This window comes from Parabacteroides sp. AF19-14 (genome assembly GCF_003635485.1).
Taxonomy (GTDB): Bacteria; Bacteroidota; Bacteroidia; order Bacteroidales; family Tannerellaceae; genus Parabacteroides; species Parabacteroides distasonis.
In genome coordinates this window covers 244,034-258,701 of the sequence record NZ_QTMJ01000001.1, presented here as the reverse complement: position 1 = coordinate 258,701, position 14,668 = coordinate 244,034, and the positions used below count along the sequence as shown (strand labels likewise).

The window sequence follows — 14,668 nt, the reverse complement described above, 5'->3', positions numbered from 1 at the left end:
TCTTCCGTTTCTTGCTTTTATAGGATCTGTAGTTTCACCCCGAATGAAAGGCTTAAATAATCTTTTGGCTTCAAGTAGCTGTTGCCGATAGCGTTTATTATATACAAATCGCAAGTGCTCAACTCATAGAAGAAGCTGATGGATTTATGCCAGCTACTATTTGGATTCAGTTTGAGCGTGATCCGCTCCCCGATAAAGATATGGTTACGGATGCGGGTGGAGAACCAATAATATCCCGGGGGATACTTATTCGGTTGCTTGGCCCAGAAATCCCGGTCAAATAGGAAATTTACGTAGATACCGCAACAAAGAGGCTCGAAAGATACTTTTTCTCCCAGATCGATATTCCAAGGAAAATAGTTTTGTTTCAAGGTGAAAGTCACGTTCGCGTGATCATTCGCGTTGCGGGGGACGATACCCAGCAACATATCCGTTTCCCAATGATTCCGGTAATAATTCCAACCGGTACCCACGGAGAGCATCGCCATGGAACCTGCGAATTGTACTTTCGTATAGCGGGGGATGACCCGTTGCCATGCGTTCTCGTACCGTTGCACTCGTTTCGTGTATTTATCCTCTTGCGCATGGAGTGTAAGGGGAAAGACACAAGTTAAGAGGAGAAGCTTAAAAATTGACCACTTCATACATATAATCATCAGGGGTTAAGGTAAAAAGAAGATAACTTCGTTTGGCGATATTGGCGCAACCGTAGTAGATAATACCATCCTCAAACAAATCGGCTGCCGATACGCAATGGTTATGCGCATGCAAGCAGAACATTAAAGATGGTAATGTCTTGATATAAAGTTGGAACACGTCTTTCACGTTATTGTCGAACTGTTCGTTCCCGGGAGGGGCGTGCATGACTACGATCGTGCGTTTATTACGGGTACTATCCGCTATCTCATTCTTTAGGAAATTAAAATCGGGTACCGGATGGGAATAATCATACTCGATAGCGTTCGTATTGAGGCATACGAATTTCACGTCGCTCACGACAAACGAGAAGTTCTCATTCCCAAAGATTTTACGAAATACTTGGTCGCCATTACCGATCACGTCGTGATTACCGATCAACCCTACGTAAGGCACTTTTAGTTTGGACAAGATATCATCGTTCCACTCGAATTCCTTCTTTAAGCCGAACTCCGTATAATCTCCTCCATGGATAATGAAATCGATGCTATCTAATTGATTAACGTACTTGACGAAATCTTCCGTCTCGTTATAACTCCGCTGGGTATCGCCCATAAAAATAAAACGGATCGTGTCTTTCCCTTCGCAGACTTTCTCGATACGCTCGATATTGGTCGGGTTGATCTCCTGGGAAGTATCGGAATCCAGACGGCCGTCATACGGATGATAGTCGATTAAGTCGCAAGCCGTGAGGAGCGTAGCGGCAGAAAGCCATATGTATTTCTTTAAAAACATAGCATCCTAACTTTTTTATATGCAAAGTTAGGATGCTATCAGTACCAAAAAAGGTCATTTCTGAGCTTATACTGGTCTAAAATGTATATTCTATAAAGCGAATACTTGCTTTATTTCCGTGAAGTCAGATAATACGATATCGGCAGTCTCATTTCCTTTATAAGCGCTCCAACCAATACTTTTTAGCCAGATTGTCTGGCATCCGATCCGGGTGGCGGGGACGATATCCTTATCATAGGAATCACCTACGACAACAATCTCGTCGGCGGGAAATCCCAGTTTATCCACTCCTAATCGGAAGATCGCCGGGTCCGGCTTACGGATACCTACGACCGCCGATTCCACGATAGCGCCGAATAAATGATCCAAACCGAAATCTTTCAACACGGATTCTATGTTCCCATAGAAGTTCGATACCAATACCAATGGGTAACGTTCCGCTAATTGCTCCAGAATGGGGCGGGCGCTATCGATTGCCTTCCGGGCGTATTCGTAACACCAATCCGCTAATTGTTCCGGTAACTCCGGGGTAATCGCCTCGGCGGATAAATGCCCGTTCTCTTTCAGCCATTGGATTTGTAAATCGCTTTTCAAGCGCAACATATCCAAAAACGTATGATGAGGCTTCACGATCGGATTCTTTCCAAGCGTTCTTTCTCCATGTACATAGGCATCACGGAAAACCGCTTTGGATACGGGAACCTTCAAGGCCTCATACGCCATCCAGATCACCTCTGCCCAGTGCATGCCGTTACTGTCTATCGTTCCGCCGTAATCAAAGAGGATTCCTTTTACTTTGTCTAAATTGAACATAATCGAATGGGGTAAAAAAACGTTATAACTGTTTGCTGAAATCTTCACAAATATGCTCATGCTTTTTGATCATATAGAGCAACATCGAGTTTAATACGGTCAGCTCGAATACGAAATACAGCCAAGGCATGTCGATGAAAAGGCTGACAAACAAAGCGATCACCCGAGTATTGAATGATAGCATATTTGTATATTTCATTAATGGCAGGCTCTTTGTTCGAAAAGCCTTACGGAACCATTCCGGCGCTTGTCCGTTGTATTTCTCACGGATGATGTTCATCATGTGTTGGAATTTAGGTGTCCATGCTTCTTGACCTATCGTATAATTAATGTAGAAGGTCTCGAACAATTTATAGATAAAGTCATGTTTCCAACTCATCTTCTTATAATTCTCCTTCAATAGGGGAGAGTGGGAGAGCTCGCTACCCGATTTACCTTTCAAGAACAACAAGTGAATATTGCGATAATAATCCGCCATGGCCGCTTGCTTGCTATGGAAGAATCCCGTCGTAGCCGCCAATAGCCAGATCCATATTCCCCATTCCGGCGTGAGGCGTAAGCAGATTGCCGCGTAGATAGCGATAAACCAGAAATCGCCGGCGGCACCGTCCAAGATACGTCCCAAGGCACTTTTCTGTCCGGTCATACGGGCCAATTGTCCGTCTGCGCTATCATATGAGTTTGCCCAGATTAACAGTAACATGCCGATCACGTTGATAGCGAGGCTCTGGAAATAGAAACAGATACCTGCCGCTATGCCGATAAAGATGCTGGCGATCGTGATGCTATTGGGCGATACTCCCAATTTATTAAAGAACAAAGCCCATTGGTAACCAATGGGACGATAGAAATGAATATCGATAAACTCCTCGGTGTCCAGAGATTTTAAGGTTGACTCCAGACTGGGAGTAGACTTAGTCTTACTCATGATTGATTTTGTTAAAACGATTTTAGATGTGTTCTCGCATAAGATCCCAGATGCGACGTGCGATGTTTGGCGCCGCTTCTTCCCGGCAAGGGGCGAAACTGGGCCAATCGTTGAAATCGATAATTCGCATGACACCATCCTCGGAGACGATACAATCTCCCCCGTATATATGCACGTTCAATACCTCGGCTGCCTTGTGGCAGAGCAGACGAAGCTGCGCTTCGTCGAAGGGGATCCCCTTCGCTGTACCATTGATAACTTCTAAGCCAAATTTACTATGATGCATGTTCGATGGATAGAACCAATAAAAGAAATCGGTTCCAGCTACCCCGTAAAATTTCACCAAATCGCCTACCAGATGCTCATTGATTACCGCCGACGGGATACCACGGATGGCGTATTCCTTCAGTATGCTTCTCGCCTCTTCCGGATTTCTTACGTAGGTGACGTCTTCCCTATGAATGGCGTGGAAATCTCCCCGTTTGATCCAGCAATTAAAGAAACCGGCTTTCTCAAGGGCTTCTGTCGGATCCTCATCTGTCCGTAAGATTAAGCTTGCCGGATGGGAGATATGGTTGGATAATAGGAGGCGGGTCATTTTCTCACGGGTACAATTCTCGATCCCGTAACCCGAGTTCACCACGAAATAATTTTTATCCTCTAGTTCTTGCAGCTTATGGATGGACTTCCAGTCTCTTACCATATTAAAGATACCCTTTTCCTTCGGGTCTTGTAGCAGCAGATCCGATTCGATATATTCGTTTACATCGCATCCCAATTTTCGTAAATGCTGGGCTGTCAAGGCGAAGATCGCCGCGTCGTTGCCGATATGATTGGGGGAGAATTGATTTCCTCTGCGGATACCTGCTAAAGTTAATTTACTCATTGTTAGACAGTATTCTTTATGACTTTAAAAATGATTCGGCTTTCAAAATGTCATCGGCGTGATCCACGTCGATGATCTTGCTGAAAGGATAGGCCTTTAGCCTCAACCCCTCGGCGATGAGCTGCCGTTGATAATTGCGCATTCTCGACATTCCCTGCGAGATGGCGTTGTTCAATACACCCAGAGCCGGACGCCTCAAGCAATAGATACCTCCCGATATGTAACGGCAATCACCGTCTGCCTGATCTAGGAAATTCCGGATGTAAAGTTCGTTGTCTGTTTCTACATATAAGGGTTTCTCGTCATCAATAAAATCAGTGACGGCCATCAATCCGTCCAGTTTATCCTCTTGGATGAACTGTTGGATATAGCCGCTGAACTCTTCTTCCTTGAAGATCGTGTCTACAGTAGTTAAACAAATCTTATCACCGTCCAGATAATGACTCAGCTCGTAGAAGCTGTGCATAGAGCTGGGGGTGGATTTTACCAACAGGTAAAAGGGTATAGGTAGTCGCAGGGCCTTCAGGTAATCCTGTACCTCGGTCATCTCCTCGTTTACGATGATACTGATAGAGGTAGCGTTATTTTTCAAAAAAACGTCTATCAACCGGTCTATCAGAGCGACACCGTTGAGTCTAACCAGAGGCTTTGGCCACTTAACACCTTCTTGCGCCAAGCGGGAGCCTTCGCCGGCGGCAATGATCGCGTAATCCATAACTTTTATTAGTTCAAATAATAATTTCGCAAAGTTACGAGATTTCTGAGATAGTTTTAGGCTATATCGTTGATATAATTGGTCAAAATTTCTATAAATTAGGACTATTTGACTAGAACAACAAAGACGTTATAAAGAGCTTGAATGTTTTTTTGAAAATAATTATCGTTTTATAGTTGCTAATTCAAATAGAATGCTTTCCTTTGTGCCATGAACAAAAGATAGTTTGTATAGCTCTTTTATCTTTTAGCATTTATTCATCAGCGATGATAATACTTTCTTTTAGAGATTGACTTCACCAACCATCCTTGTTTTATTATTAATTTTTATTTTTTTATATCATTTTCGTATGAATATTTACATTGGAAACCTGAATTATCGGGTAAGAGAATCAGACTTACAACAGATTCTGGAAGAGTATGGTGTTGTAGACTCAGTTAAAATCATTGTTGACCGTGACACAAAACGTTCTAAGGGCTTCGCTTTCGCTGAGATGCCTAACGCTGCAGAGGCTCAAAAAGCTATCGAGGAGTTGAACCAAGCTGAGTACGAAGGTCGTCAGATGGTTGTTAAAGAAGCTATCCCTAGACGTTAAATTTTAGAAGAAAGAAATTTTTAAAATAAGACGAAAAAGCGGGGAAACGAGGTGAAAACTTCCGTTTCCCCGCTTTCTTTTTTCGGTGTATTTTGTTTATGTTCGCGAGAAATTTTAAGAGTGATGAAGAATATAGGTGTTAGGAGTCTCATTGTGGGTCTTTGCTTGATGGGATTGGGGAGTTGGTCTCTCTCGCTGAAGGCGCAGATCGCGGATCGTGTCTATAAGACGGATTATCATATCGACCCGGAGAAGGCCCGGGAGTTGTCCGTGGAGTTGGATAATATTAGCTTCTTCAAGGATAACGAGTATACGGGTAAATTTACCAAAGGGTATTCGTTGCCGGGGCTTTGGGTACAAGGCAAAGCGGTTTATTATCCCTTGCGGAATATCAAGTTGGAGGCGGGTGTCCATATGTTGATCTATCATGGGGCGAATAAATATCCGAGCATGGCTTATCAGGATATCGCTTATTGGAAGGGAGACCAATACCAAAAAGGGGTACATGTGTTGCCCTATTTCCGGGCGCAGATGGCCCTCTCGGATCATGTGAACATCGTGCTGGGAAATATTTACGGCGCTTCCAACCATAATTTGATAGAGCCTCTTTATAATCCGGAGTTGAATTTGACCTGCGATCCCGAGGCGGGCTTGCAGTTGTTGTATGACTCGAAGGCTTTCGACTTGGATGTGTGGGTGAACTGGCAGAGCTTTATTTTCCGGGAGGATGTGCATCAAGAGGCGTTTACCGTCGGGATCTCTTCACGGCTAAAGTACAACGACCCGGCTTCCCGTTTCCATTTCTATACGCCGGTGCAAGGATTGGTGCAGCATAGGGGAGGCGAGATCGACACGATCTTCAACAATTCCGTGCAAACCTTGATGAATGGCGCGATCGGTGTCGGAGGTGTATGGAATACCGGACATCGTATTTTCAAGAACTTGAACGTGGAACTGGATGCTACCGGTTATTATCAGCAAGCGGGAGAGATATGGCCTTTTGACAGCGGATATGGCTTGTATGCCCGTGCTTCCGCCGATATCTATGATTTTCGGGTGAAAACGTCGTATTGGACCTGCAAGGATTTCATCTCTATGTTTGGTAGCCCGTTTTTCGGGGCGGCCTCGATGATTGATGAGGGGGTTACGTTCGACCGTCCGCAAATGATCTATCTGGGGGTGGAATATTCCCGGCAACTAGCGAAGGGTTTCTCGATAGGGGTAGATGTGGACGTTTTTCATCATCTCTCCGGAGATATGAATGATGCGGATGGAGTAAAACAACCGATGGGAAGCGCCACGAGTTTTACGGCAGGGGTTTACATGCGTATCAATCCGTCTTTCTTGATTAAAAAATTCTGATCATTACCTTCATACATAAACACAGTAGTATTCGATTGTGAATACTACTGTGTTTTTCTATGAATACTATTGTGTTCAGCCGTGAATACAATAGTGTTTTTATTCAATTACTAAATCAATCTTTTTCAGTGTCTTATCGTCCGAGGAACCTCCATATAGGATTTGGTATTTACCCGGGCGAACCTCCATGGTCTGCGTATTGTCATTGAAGGATTGGAAAGCTTTCGGTTCCAATTGGATGCTAACCGGTTGTTCGCTGCCAGCCTTCACGTTCACACGTTTGAATGCTTTCATCGCTTTTAGCGGTCCGGCAGGATCGTTCGGGTTCTTGATGTAGATCTGAGCGACCTCGTCACCATCCATCTTGCCTGTATTGGCGATATCGAAGGAGAGGGTAACCGATTCGTTGGAAGCGATCTTATCCTTTGATAACTTGGCGTTCTTATAATCGAATGTCGTATAGCTCAAGCCATAACCGAACGGATAAAGCGGAGTCTGCGTCATGTAACGATAGGTACGGCCTTTCATGCTGTAATCTTGGAAGTCCGGAAGCTGGTCTACGGATTTATAGAACGTGATCGGCAAGCGTCCGGCCGGGTTATAGTCTCCGAATAAAACGTCGGCCACGGCTGTTCCACCTTCTTGTCCGCCATACCAAGCGTTCAAGATAGCGTTTACATGATCGTTCTCCCAGTTCAATGCCAATGCGCTACCCGTACATACCACGTATACTACAGGCTTTCCGGTGGCTACCAAGGCTTTGACCATTTCCTTCTGTACGGCCGGGATCTCGATATTCGTGCGGTCGCCTTTCCGGAAACCTTCAGCGTCTACCGGCATTTCCTCACCTTCCAGACGTGGAGAAATACCACCTACGAATACGATGACATCAGCGTCTTTAACCTTGCTGGCCGTAGCTTGGAAATCTACGGGTGTGCGTACGCCTACCGTAAAGTTCAGATCAGCGCTACCCGTGCGTTGCATGTATTCGATCTTTATGGGATATTTCTCACCTTTCTTAGCGTTTAGCGTATAGAGTTTTTCCGCTCCATATTCGTTTTCCCATACCTCGGCGACTTTAGCCGTATCGATATACAGGCGGAATGCGTCGTTTCCGGATAGTTTGAACTCGACAGGACCATCTATCGGAGACTCGAATTCACCCGTAAAGCGAGCCGTGAAATTCGTCAAGTTCACGTTCGGGGCGAATTGGGTGTTACCTCCAGTGGTATAATGAAGCTCTTTCGCTAATCCCTTGTAGGCGGGGGTACCCTCGAACTCGGTATTGTTGAAGAATTCGGAGGCGAAACCCTGTCCCGCCGTGGAAGATACGTGGCTACCTAGGTCTGTCACGACAAAATCGGCAGTATGGTTGCAACCCAGCTCGTAGATAACCTCTGCGTTCGGGACTTTATTGCGGATACCTTCCACGATCGTAACGGTCTTGCTAGGGAAGCCGTTGTAGTTGGCCCATAGCATGGTAGAGTCCGCTGCGTTCGGTCCTACTACGGCGATCTTCTTGATATTCTTGTCCAGAGGAAGCATATTATTCTTGTTCTTCAACAAAACGATACTTTTACGTGCCATATCCAGTGCCTTGGCGATATGCTCCGGGCTCTCGACTACGCTGTAAGGTATTTTAGAATAAGGAACCCGCTCGTCCGGATCGAACATACCTAGCTCGAAGCGACCTTTCAGCAGGCGGCGTAAGGATACGTCCAGATCTTTCTCCGAGATCTTACCGTCGGCCAAGGCTTTGTTTAGCGCACGGTAGCTACCGCCACATTCTAGGTCGGTACCGTTCAATACGGCGTCGGCGGATGCGCTCTCAGCGTCCGGGTGCGTCTCATGACGAGGCGTATTCTTGTCTTTCCTCCAGAAATCATCGATAGCACCGCAATCGGACAGGATGATATTGTCGTATCCCCAACTGTTACGCAAGATATCGATCAATAATTTGTCGCTACTACAGCAAGGTTTACCCTCGAAACGATTGTAGGCGCACATTACCTCTTGTACATCGCCTTCCTTAACTAATGCCTCGAAAGCTGGAAGATACGTCTCGTACAAGTCACGAGGGGTAGCTTCTGCGTTGAATTCGTGGCGGTTCCATTCCGGGCCGCTGTGTACGGCGTAATGCTTGGCGCAAGCGTGTGTCTTATAATAATTAGGATCATCGCCTTGCAATCCGCGGGTTACGGCTACACCCATCTTCTCGGTCAAGTAAGGGTCCTCGCCATAGGTTTCCATACCCCGTCCCCAGCGAGGGTCACGGAAGATATTGATATTCGGGGTCCAGAAAGTAAGACCTTTGTAACGGTCGTACTCCTTGTCTTTCTGGTATTGGTGGTATTTGGCACGGGCCTCGTCGCTGACCATCGTGAAGGTCTCGTGAACGGCGTTATCGTCGAAGGTAGCCGCCATGGCGATCGCTTGCGGGAATACGGTCGCACGTCCGGCACGAGCCACGCCGTGAAGAGCCTCGTTCCACCAGTCGTAAGTCGGGATTCCCAAACGCTCGATGGCGGGGGTTACGTTCATCATTTGGCCGATTTTCTCCTCCGGTGTCAGCCGGGATAGTAAGTCGTCGATACGTTCCTCCAAGGGAAGTTCCGGATTCCGGAAAGGGTAATCTTGTTGTTTTTCACTACAAGAGGCGGTGAGTAGGAGGGTGATCATCGCTACTGTCAGTTGTTTCATTTTCATGTTATTAAATTTTAGATATTGTTTATCTTACATTATTACTTATTGTAAACTATTTTAAGATAGATCGTTATCTTTGATATTGATGATGCAAAACTACGATTTTAGAAGCATTTTTTCAAACAGGAATACTTAAAATAGGTTACTTTCGTGGTTATTCATTTAAAAGCCCTACTTTTGCCGTAACAGATTAAAACACGAAAGAATGATGAAGAAGTATCTATTTTTGTTACTAATAGGGGCCGCTAGTTTGACGGCCTGCGGAGACGATGACGATCCCGTTGTTCCGGAATTGAATAAGCTAACGAAAGTTTCTTGTTATAAAGATGGAGCTTCAAGCCCGCTTTTTACCGCTGATATCAATTATACGAGCGATGGCAAGATCTCAAATATAAATTTGGGAGTGGATAAGTTATTGTTCATTTATTCGGATGGTAAATTCTCTGTCACGGGCATTCATTCCGGTGAGGTTATAGAGGAATATACATTAAGCGGAAATGTAATTACAAGTAAGAAGATCTCTCAAGAGAATCCATACGCCAGCAACGAGATCTATGTAAGCGATGAATATTCCTATCGTTATTCAGGCTCGAATTGGGTGTTGACTTCTTGGAATGCCCGTTGGCCGAAAGAGTTTGGGACGGGATACGAGGAGAGAAGTTATCCGGAGTACGAGAAATATACATGGGAGAACGGCAACGTGGTTCTATATGCCCAGTCATTGGATAGCCGGGAGATGAGGTACGAGTATAGCGTGGCGGAGGCTCCTAAGAACTTCCCTCTGCGAGTGATCGGTTCTTTCTCGCCGGTTGGCTTTGAGTCTGTAACTCCTCTGAACTTGTTATATGGTATCCAGAACCGGAATCTTCCGATCCGTGCCTACACCTATACGATCCCTAACCAGAGCGAGGTGAAAGCTGAGTACAAATACACCTATACCACCGTGGGAGATTATATAACGGGTATGACTATCGATGAGAATGACGGAGGAACCGCAAGCTCTTATAAGTATACTTTCGAGTATAATTTCGCCGTGAAATAAGGAACCATGCCTTGTTTGGTTTAATTAACATACGCATATGCAGCATTTCCGCCCTAAAACGCATTTCTAATTTTATAGAATTAAAAGGTTGATTAGTTTAATTGATAAACTTAGAAAGGAAGTATTATGAACGGATTCTTTAATTTTAGGAAATTAGTTGTAGGTGTAATGGCGGCTACTTGTTTTATGGGGTTTCAATCTTGCTTGGACGATGATGATGATTATCCTTACAGTAAAGTGTTGCCGAATGCGTTGGTGACGGTTAAGCCGGTCGATGATGGTTCATATTTTCTTCAATTGGATGATAGCACGACCTTGTTGCCTGTCAATATGACCTCTTCTCCCTTCGGGCAGAAGGAGGTGAGAGCGTTGGTGAATTTTGACGAGACGAACGAGTCTAGCGGAATTTACAGCAAGGCCGTAAATATTAATTGGATCGACAGTATCCTTACAAAACCAATCGCTCCGGATTTGGGGGTGACTAGCAACGATTCGATCTATGGCTCCGACCCTGTGGAGATCGTGAACGATTGGGTTACCATCGCCGAGGACGGATATCTGACACTCCGTTTCAGGACGATCTGGGGAGACCGCAATAAGGCTCATTTTGTAAACCTACTGACAGGCAAGGACCCGGAGAATCCTTATGAGGTAGAGTTCCGCCATAATGCTTATGGCGATGTATATGGCGCATATGCGGATGGACTGGTCGCTTTTAAATTGGATAGCCTTCCGGATACGAATGGTAAGACGGTTAAGTTGAAATTAAAATGGAAGTCATTCGATGGCGATAAATCTGTGGAATTCAATTATTGTTCACGCAAGTCTACTCCGGCAAAAGCATCCATAGCTGCCGAGAGAAGCGCCTTAAATTTGAAATAGGTCGGTTTGATCGTTTAAATAGATGGGGATTTGGCAGGGAGTGAATCTCCCTTGCTTTTTGAAAGTTCTTTCCTAGTGATAGGGAAGGACTTTTTTTATGGATAGAAACAAAAAAGGACTCTAAGAAGAGTCCTTTTTATTCGTGGGCAGTGATGGATTCGAACCACCGAAGGCGAAAGCCAGCTGAGTTACAGTCAGCCCCATTTGGCCACTCTGGTAACTGCCCATTCCAATACATTCTTTTGAGCCTCTTGTCGGATTCGAACCAACGACCCCGAGATTACAAATCACGTGCTCTGGCCAACTGAGCTAAAGAGGCATCTGTTATTCGTTTGCGGGTGCAAAGGTAGTAATAATATCTTACGATGCAATAGCTGGAGGTATTTTTTTTCAAAAGGGAACGAAAAAAGCCGTCCGGGAAAACTCCCGGGCGGCTCTTCTCTACACGTAACTTACATCAAATTAAATCAATATCTCTTACCAACGGTTTCCCAGTCGATAATCCCCCACAATGCGTTCAAATGATCCGCACGGCGGTTCTGGTAATCCAGATAGTAAGAATGCTCCCATACATCGAATCCCATGATCGGAGTCAATCCCTTAACGACCGGGTTACTACCGTTGGGTTCTTTGGTAATTGAAAGTTTGCCGTCTTTATCTTTAGCCAACCATACCCATCCTGAGCCGAACAAGCCTGTACCGGCAGCCACGAACTCTTTCTGGAAGTTCTCGAACGATCCCCACGTAGACTTGATAGCCTCGGCTAGCTTACCCGTAGGCTCGCCACCTCCGTTCGGGGAGAATTGGGTAAAATATAGATTGTGATTCAATACTTGGCCGGCATTGTTGAAAATGGCTCCGTCAGACTCACGAACGATCTGCTCCAGCGGAGCGTTCTCGAATTTCGTGCCCTCAATCAGCTTATTAAGGGTATTTACATAGTTCAATAAATGTTTTCCGTAATGGAAATCAATTGTTTGTTTGCTGATAACTGGTTCTAAACCGTCGTTTGCGTACGGTAACTGGATTAACTCGAATTTCATAACTTCTTCTTTTTTATCTGTTATTTGACTATTTGTGATCATTAATAATAAACTTAAACATAATGTAAGCATTGTCTTCTAGTTTTTTATGTTGATTTACTATATAAACAGAGCCGAGGGGATGAAAGTTCTGGGTTCGGTGATGATTTTTTAGTGAAAATATGTTTGCGGCTAAAGTTTTATAGGGAAAACTATGCGTTATATATCGCGAAAGTTTCTATTTTTGTGCGCTCTTAAGCTTTTATTAATTAGTAAAACATATTTGTAGATGGTAAAGAAAGTTGGGAATTTAATTCCAAACACCTTTTTTATTACAAAAGGAAGTGGCGAATCAGACTTGGAGAAACACGCTGGTTCTTACCACATGGCTCTTTATGACGCCGGTATCTCTGATTTCAATATCATGACGTATTCGTCAGTGATACCCGCTACGGCACATCTGGCAACCATGGATGAACTAGACCTTCCTCCATTTGGTTCGGAAATGAAAACGATCATGGCTGTATCCCATGGATATCAGGATGAGTTCGTGTCTGCTGGTGTGGTTTACGCATGGATGTATAAGGATGAGAACTTTGATGAGAAGGTTGGTGGCCTTGTGTGTGAGGTCAGCGGACGTTACCGTATCGAGGAGCTTGAGTCTCGTCTGATCCGTGTTATCAACGATCTTCATCAGAAGACGTATGGGAAGTATTATCTTGGAGAGCTTAACTTTATCACCGAGGGAATCACGATCGAGAAACGCTATGGAACGGCGTTGGCCGCCCTTTGCTTTGTGGATTTCCTTCAACCGGAGATCGAGGAATAAGTCGTGTTGAGTATTTTTTGTGATATTTATAGAGCCGGTTCCTTTCAAGAGCCGGCTTTTTTGTTAACTTTGAGCAACAAAAAACATATAAATATTGTTTTCGTGATATGAAAAAGATAATTAATCCGTGGGAAGGGCTGGACGGTTATATGTGTTTCGGTTGCGCTCCGAACAATCCGCTGGGGCTGCATATGGAGTTTTTTGAGGATGGTGACGATATCGTGGCGTTCTGGAAGCCTCAAGGTACTTACCAAGGATGGCTGCGTACGTTGCACGGAGGTATACAGACTACGCTGATGGACGAGTTGGCCGGCTGGGTGGTCTTGCGGAAGTTGCAGACCTCCGGGGTGACTTCACGCCTCGACGCCAAGTTTATGAAGAGTATCTCTACGGACGAGCCCCAGCTGACGATACGGGGACGGATGACAGACCGGAAACGGAACGCCATCTTCATAGAGACCGAGATCTATAACTCGGCGAATGAGTTGTGTACCCGTGCCGAGATGGTTTATTTCATCACCCCGCAAGAACGTGCGATGGAGGAGTTTGGTTTTTGTGGGTGTAAGACTGAGGATGAACATTAGTATAAATAAAAAGAAAAGTTAGGTTATTATGAAGTATGTTGGGGCTCACGTGAGTGCGGTCGGTGGGGTTGAGAATGCCCCCGTTAATGCCCATGAGATCGGTGCGAAGGCTTTTGCCCTTTTCACCCGGAATCAGAGGCAATGGAAGTCGCAGCCGTTGAAGGCGGACAGTATCCATTTATTTAAGGAGCGGTGTGAAGCGTACGGTTACGATCCGGGATGTATCTTGCCGCACGATAGCTATTTGATCAATCTGGGGAACCCGGACGCCGAGGGATTGCAGAAATCCCGTGACGCTTTTCTGGACGAGATGACACGCTGCGAGCAACTGGGACTGAAAATGTTGAATTTCCATCCCGGAAGCCATTTGGGGAAGATGGAGGTGGATGCCTGCCTGTCTCGCATCGCCGAGTCGATCAATATCACGTTGGCTCAGACGAGTGGCGTATGTGCCGTGATAGAGAATACGGCGGGGCAAGGCTCGAACTTGGGATATACCTTCGAGCAGATCGCCTATATTATAAACGAGGTAGAGGATAAGAGCCGGGTGGGAGTATGCCTCGATACGGCGCACACGCTTGCCGCCGGTTACGATATAAAGACACCGGAGGGATTTTCCGAGACATTCCGTCATTTCGACGAAGTGGTCGGCTTTTCTTATTTAAGGGGGATGCACTTGAACGATTCTAAAAAGGAGCTGGGATCACGTGTGGACCGGCACGAGAGTATCGGTAAAGGCTTGATGGGCCTTGATACCTTCCGCATGATCATGGCGGACCCCCGTTTCGACAATATGCCCTTAATCCTAGAGACCCCGGACGAGGCGCTTTGGCCGGAGGAGATACAGCTTCTATATAAACAATTAAAATCTTGATT

Annotated in this window: 15 protein-coding genes and 2 tRNA genes; 7 read left to right on the top strand and 10 right to left on the bottom strand. The window is 45.4% G+C overall.

Annotated features, from left to right (window positions below; translation table 11 throughout):
• Positions 1-17: 17 nt before the first annotated feature.
• The 6 genes from DWX33_RS01115 to DWX33_RS01090 all read right to left on the bottom strand — a co-directional run bounded on the left by DWX33_RS01115 (position 18) and on the right by DWX33_RS01090 (position 4,773).
• Positions 18-644: a hypothetical protein gene (locus DWX33_RS01115; protein ID WP_005862117.1), complete on the bottom strand. Its 627-nt coding sequence runs from the start codon at positions 642-644 to the stop codon at positions 18-20.
• Positions 625-1,431, bottom strand: a complete 807-nt coding sequence (locus tag DWX33_RS01110) for a metallophosphoesterase (RefSeq protein ID WP_087342825.1) — start codon at positions 1,429-1,431, stop codon at positions 625-627. Before DWX33_RS01110 ends, DWX33_RS01115 begins: the two co-directional genes overlap by 20 nt.
• Positions 1,432-1,521: 90 nt before the next feature.
• Positions 1,522-2,244, bottom strand: coding sequence for an HAD family hydrolase (locus tag DWX33_RS01105; RefSeq protein ID WP_008778335.1), 723 nt, complete (start codon positions 2,242-2,244; stop codon positions 1,522-1,524).
• 22 nt (positions 2,245-2,266) lie between these two features.
• Entirely contained in the window at positions 2,267-3,172 is a 906-nt protein-coding gene (locus tag DWX33_RS01100) for a CDP-alcohol phosphatidyltransferase family protein (RefSeq protein WP_087342822.1), read from the bottom strand.
• A gap of 22 nt (positions 3,173-3,194) precedes the next feature.
• Complete coding sequence (locus DWX33_RS01095; RefSeq protein ID WP_122379695.1) at positions 3,195-4,058, bottom strand: hypothetical protein; 864 nt, start codon at positions 4,056-4,058, stop codon at positions 3,195-3,197.
• 16 nt (positions 4,059-4,074) lie between these two features.
• Positions 4,075-4,773 (bottom strand): NDP-sugar synthase, encoded by a 699-nt coding sequence (locus DWX33_RS01090; RefSeq protein ID WP_005856716.1) that lies wholly within the window; start codon positions 4,771-4,773, stop codon positions 4,075-4,077.
• A 349-nt stretch (positions 4,774-5,122) separates the two neighbouring features.
• Between DWX33_RS01090 and DWX33_RS01085 the strand changes: the two genes are divergently transcribed.
• The gene (locus DWX33_RS01085) at positions 5,123-5,368 is read left to right on the top strand and encodes an RNA-binding protein (protein ID WP_005856718.1); all 246 of its coding nucleotides are present in this window, start codon (positions 5,123-5,125) and stop codon (positions 5,366-5,368) included.
• Between the two features lie 123 nt (positions 5,369-5,491).
• Entirely contained in the window at positions 5,492-6,730 is a 1,239-nt protein-coding gene (locus DWX33_RS01080) for a hypothetical protein (protein WP_122379694.1), read from the top strand.
• Between the two features lie 99 nt (positions 6,731-6,829).
• On the opposite strand, the gene xyl3A is transcribed toward DWX33_RS01080, so the two are convergent.
• Entirely contained in the window at positions 6,830-9,436 is a 2,607-nt protein-coding gene (gene xyl3A / locus DWX33_RS01075; protein ID WP_008780553.1) for a xylan 1,4-beta-xylosidase, read from the bottom strand.
• A 205-nt stretch (positions 9,437-9,641) separates the two neighbouring features.
• Here xyl3A and DWX33_RS01070 point away from each other — a divergent pair, with 205 nt between their 5' ends.
• Together DWX33_RS01070 and DWX33_RS01065 are read left to right on the top strand one after the other, a co-directional pair.
• Positions 9,642-10,475 carry a DUF5032 domain-containing protein gene (locus tag DWX33_RS01070; protein ID WP_005856724.1) on the top strand — a complete coding sequence of 278 codons (834 nt, stop codon included), beginning with the start codon at positions 9,642-9,644 and terminating at the stop codon, positions 10,473-10,475.
• Between the two features lie 126 nt (positions 10,476-10,601).
• Positions 10,602-11,357, top strand: a complete 756-nt coding sequence (locus DWX33_RS01065; protein ID WP_005856726.1) for a NigD-like protein — start codon at positions 10,602-10,604, stop codon at positions 11,355-11,357.
• A gap of 143 nt (positions 11,358-11,500) precedes the next feature.
• Here the strand turns inward: DWX33_RS01065 and DWX33_RS01060 are convergent.
• The 3 genes from DWX33_RS01060 to DWX33_RS01050 form a co-directional block, all read right to left on the bottom strand.
• Positions 11,501-11,583 (bottom strand) — tRNA-Tyr (locus tag DWX33_RS01060).
• A gap of 19 nt (positions 11,584-11,602) precedes the next feature.
• Positions 11,603-11,676 (bottom strand) — tRNA-Thr (locus DWX33_RS01055).
• Positions 11,677-11,824: 148 nt separating this feature from the next.
• Positions 11,825-12,472: a superoxide dismutase gene (locus DWX33_RS01050; RefSeq protein ID WP_005862137.1), complete on the bottom strand. Its 648-nt coding sequence runs from the start codon at positions 12,470-12,472 to the stop codon at positions 11,825-11,827.
• Between the two features lie 196 nt (positions 12,473-12,668).
• Between DWX33_RS01050 and DWX33_RS01045 the strand changes: the two genes are divergently transcribed.
• From DWX33_RS01045 to nfo, 3 genes are all read left to right on the top strand, one after another.
• Positions 12,669-13,208 (top strand): pyruvoyl-dependent arginine decarboxylase, encoded by a 540-nt coding sequence (locus DWX33_RS01045; RefSeq protein WP_005856730.1) that lies wholly within the window; start codon positions 12,669-12,671, stop codon positions 13,206-13,208.
• Positions 13,209-13,315: 107 nt separating this feature from the next.
• Positions 13,316-13,792, top strand: coding sequence for a PaaI family thioesterase (locus tag DWX33_RS01040; protein WP_005856732.1), 477 nt, complete (start codon positions 13,316-13,318; stop codon positions 13,790-13,792).
• Between the two features lie 28 nt (positions 13,793-13,820).
• Positions 13,821-14,666: a deoxyribonuclease IV gene (nfo, locus tag DWX33_RS01035; RefSeq protein WP_122379693.1), complete on the top strand. Its 846-nt coding sequence runs from the start codon at positions 13,821-13,823 to the stop codon at positions 14,664-14,666.
• The last annotated feature ends 2 nt before the right edge of the window (positions 14,667-14,668 follow it).

What these genes read in the sequence shown, in the direction of transcription:
- DWX33_RS01115 (WP_005862117.1), bottom strand. Translation starts at nt 644, where the DNA reads ATGAAGTGGTCAATTTTTAAGCTTCTCCTCTTAACTTGTGTCTTTCCC.
- DWX33_RS01110 (WP_087342825.1), bottom strand. Translation starts at nt 1,431, where the DNA reads ATGTTTTTAAAGAAATACATATGGCTTTCTGCCGCTACGCTCCTCACG.
- DWX33_RS01105 (WP_008778335.1), bottom strand. Translation starts at nt 2,244, where the DNA reads ATGTTCAATTTAGACAAAGTAAAAGGAATCCTCTTTGATTACGGCGGA.
- DWX33_RS01100 (WP_087342822.1), bottom strand. Translation starts at nt 3,172, where the DNA reads ATGAGTAAGACTAAGTCTACTCCCAGTCTGGAGTCAACCTTAAAATCT.
- DWX33_RS01095 (WP_122379695.1), bottom strand. Translation starts at nt 4,058, where the DNA reads ATGAGTAAATTAACTTTAGCAGGTATCCGCAGAGGAAATCAATTCTCC.
- DWX33_RS01090 (WP_005856716.1), bottom strand. Translation starts at nt 4,773, where the DNA reads ATGGATTACGCGATCATTGCCGCCGGCGAAGGCTCCCGCTTGGCGCAA.
- DWX33_RS01085 (WP_005856718.1), top strand. Translation starts at nt 5,123, where the DNA reads ATGAATATTTACATTGGAAACCTGAATTATCGGGTAAGAGAATCAGAC.
- DWX33_RS01080 (WP_122379694.1), top strand. Translation starts at nt 5,492, where the DNA reads ATGAAGAATATAGGTGTTAGGAGTCTCATTGTGGGTCTTTGCTTGATG.
- xyl3A (WP_008780553.1), bottom strand. Translation starts at nt 9,436, where the DNA reads ATGAAAATGAAACAACTGACAGTAGCGATGATCACCCTCCTACTCACC.
- DWX33_RS01070 (WP_005856724.1), top strand. Translation starts at nt 9,642, where the DNA reads ATGAAGAAGTATCTATTTTTGTTACTAATAGGGGCCGCTAGTTTGACG.
- DWX33_RS01065 (WP_005856726.1), top strand. Translation starts at nt 10,602, where the DNA reads ATGAACGGATTCTTTAATTTTAGGAAATTAGTTGTAGGTGTAATGGCG.
- DWX33_RS01050 (WP_005862137.1), bottom strand. Translation starts at nt 12,472, where the DNA reads ATGCTTACATTATGTTTAAGTTTATTATTAATGATCACAAATAGTCAA.
- DWX33_RS01045 (WP_005856730.1), top strand. Translation starts at nt 12,669, where the DNA reads ATGGTAAAGAAAGTTGGGAATTTAATTCCAAACACCTTTTTTATTACA.
- DWX33_RS01040 (WP_005856732.1), top strand. Translation starts at nt 13,316, where the DNA reads ATGAAAAAGATAATTAATCCGTGGGAAGGGCTGGACGGTTATATGTGT.
- nfo (WP_122379693.1), top strand. Translation starts at nt 13,821, where the DNA reads ATGAAGTATGTTGGGGCTCACGTGAGTGCGGTCGGTGGGGTTGAGAAT.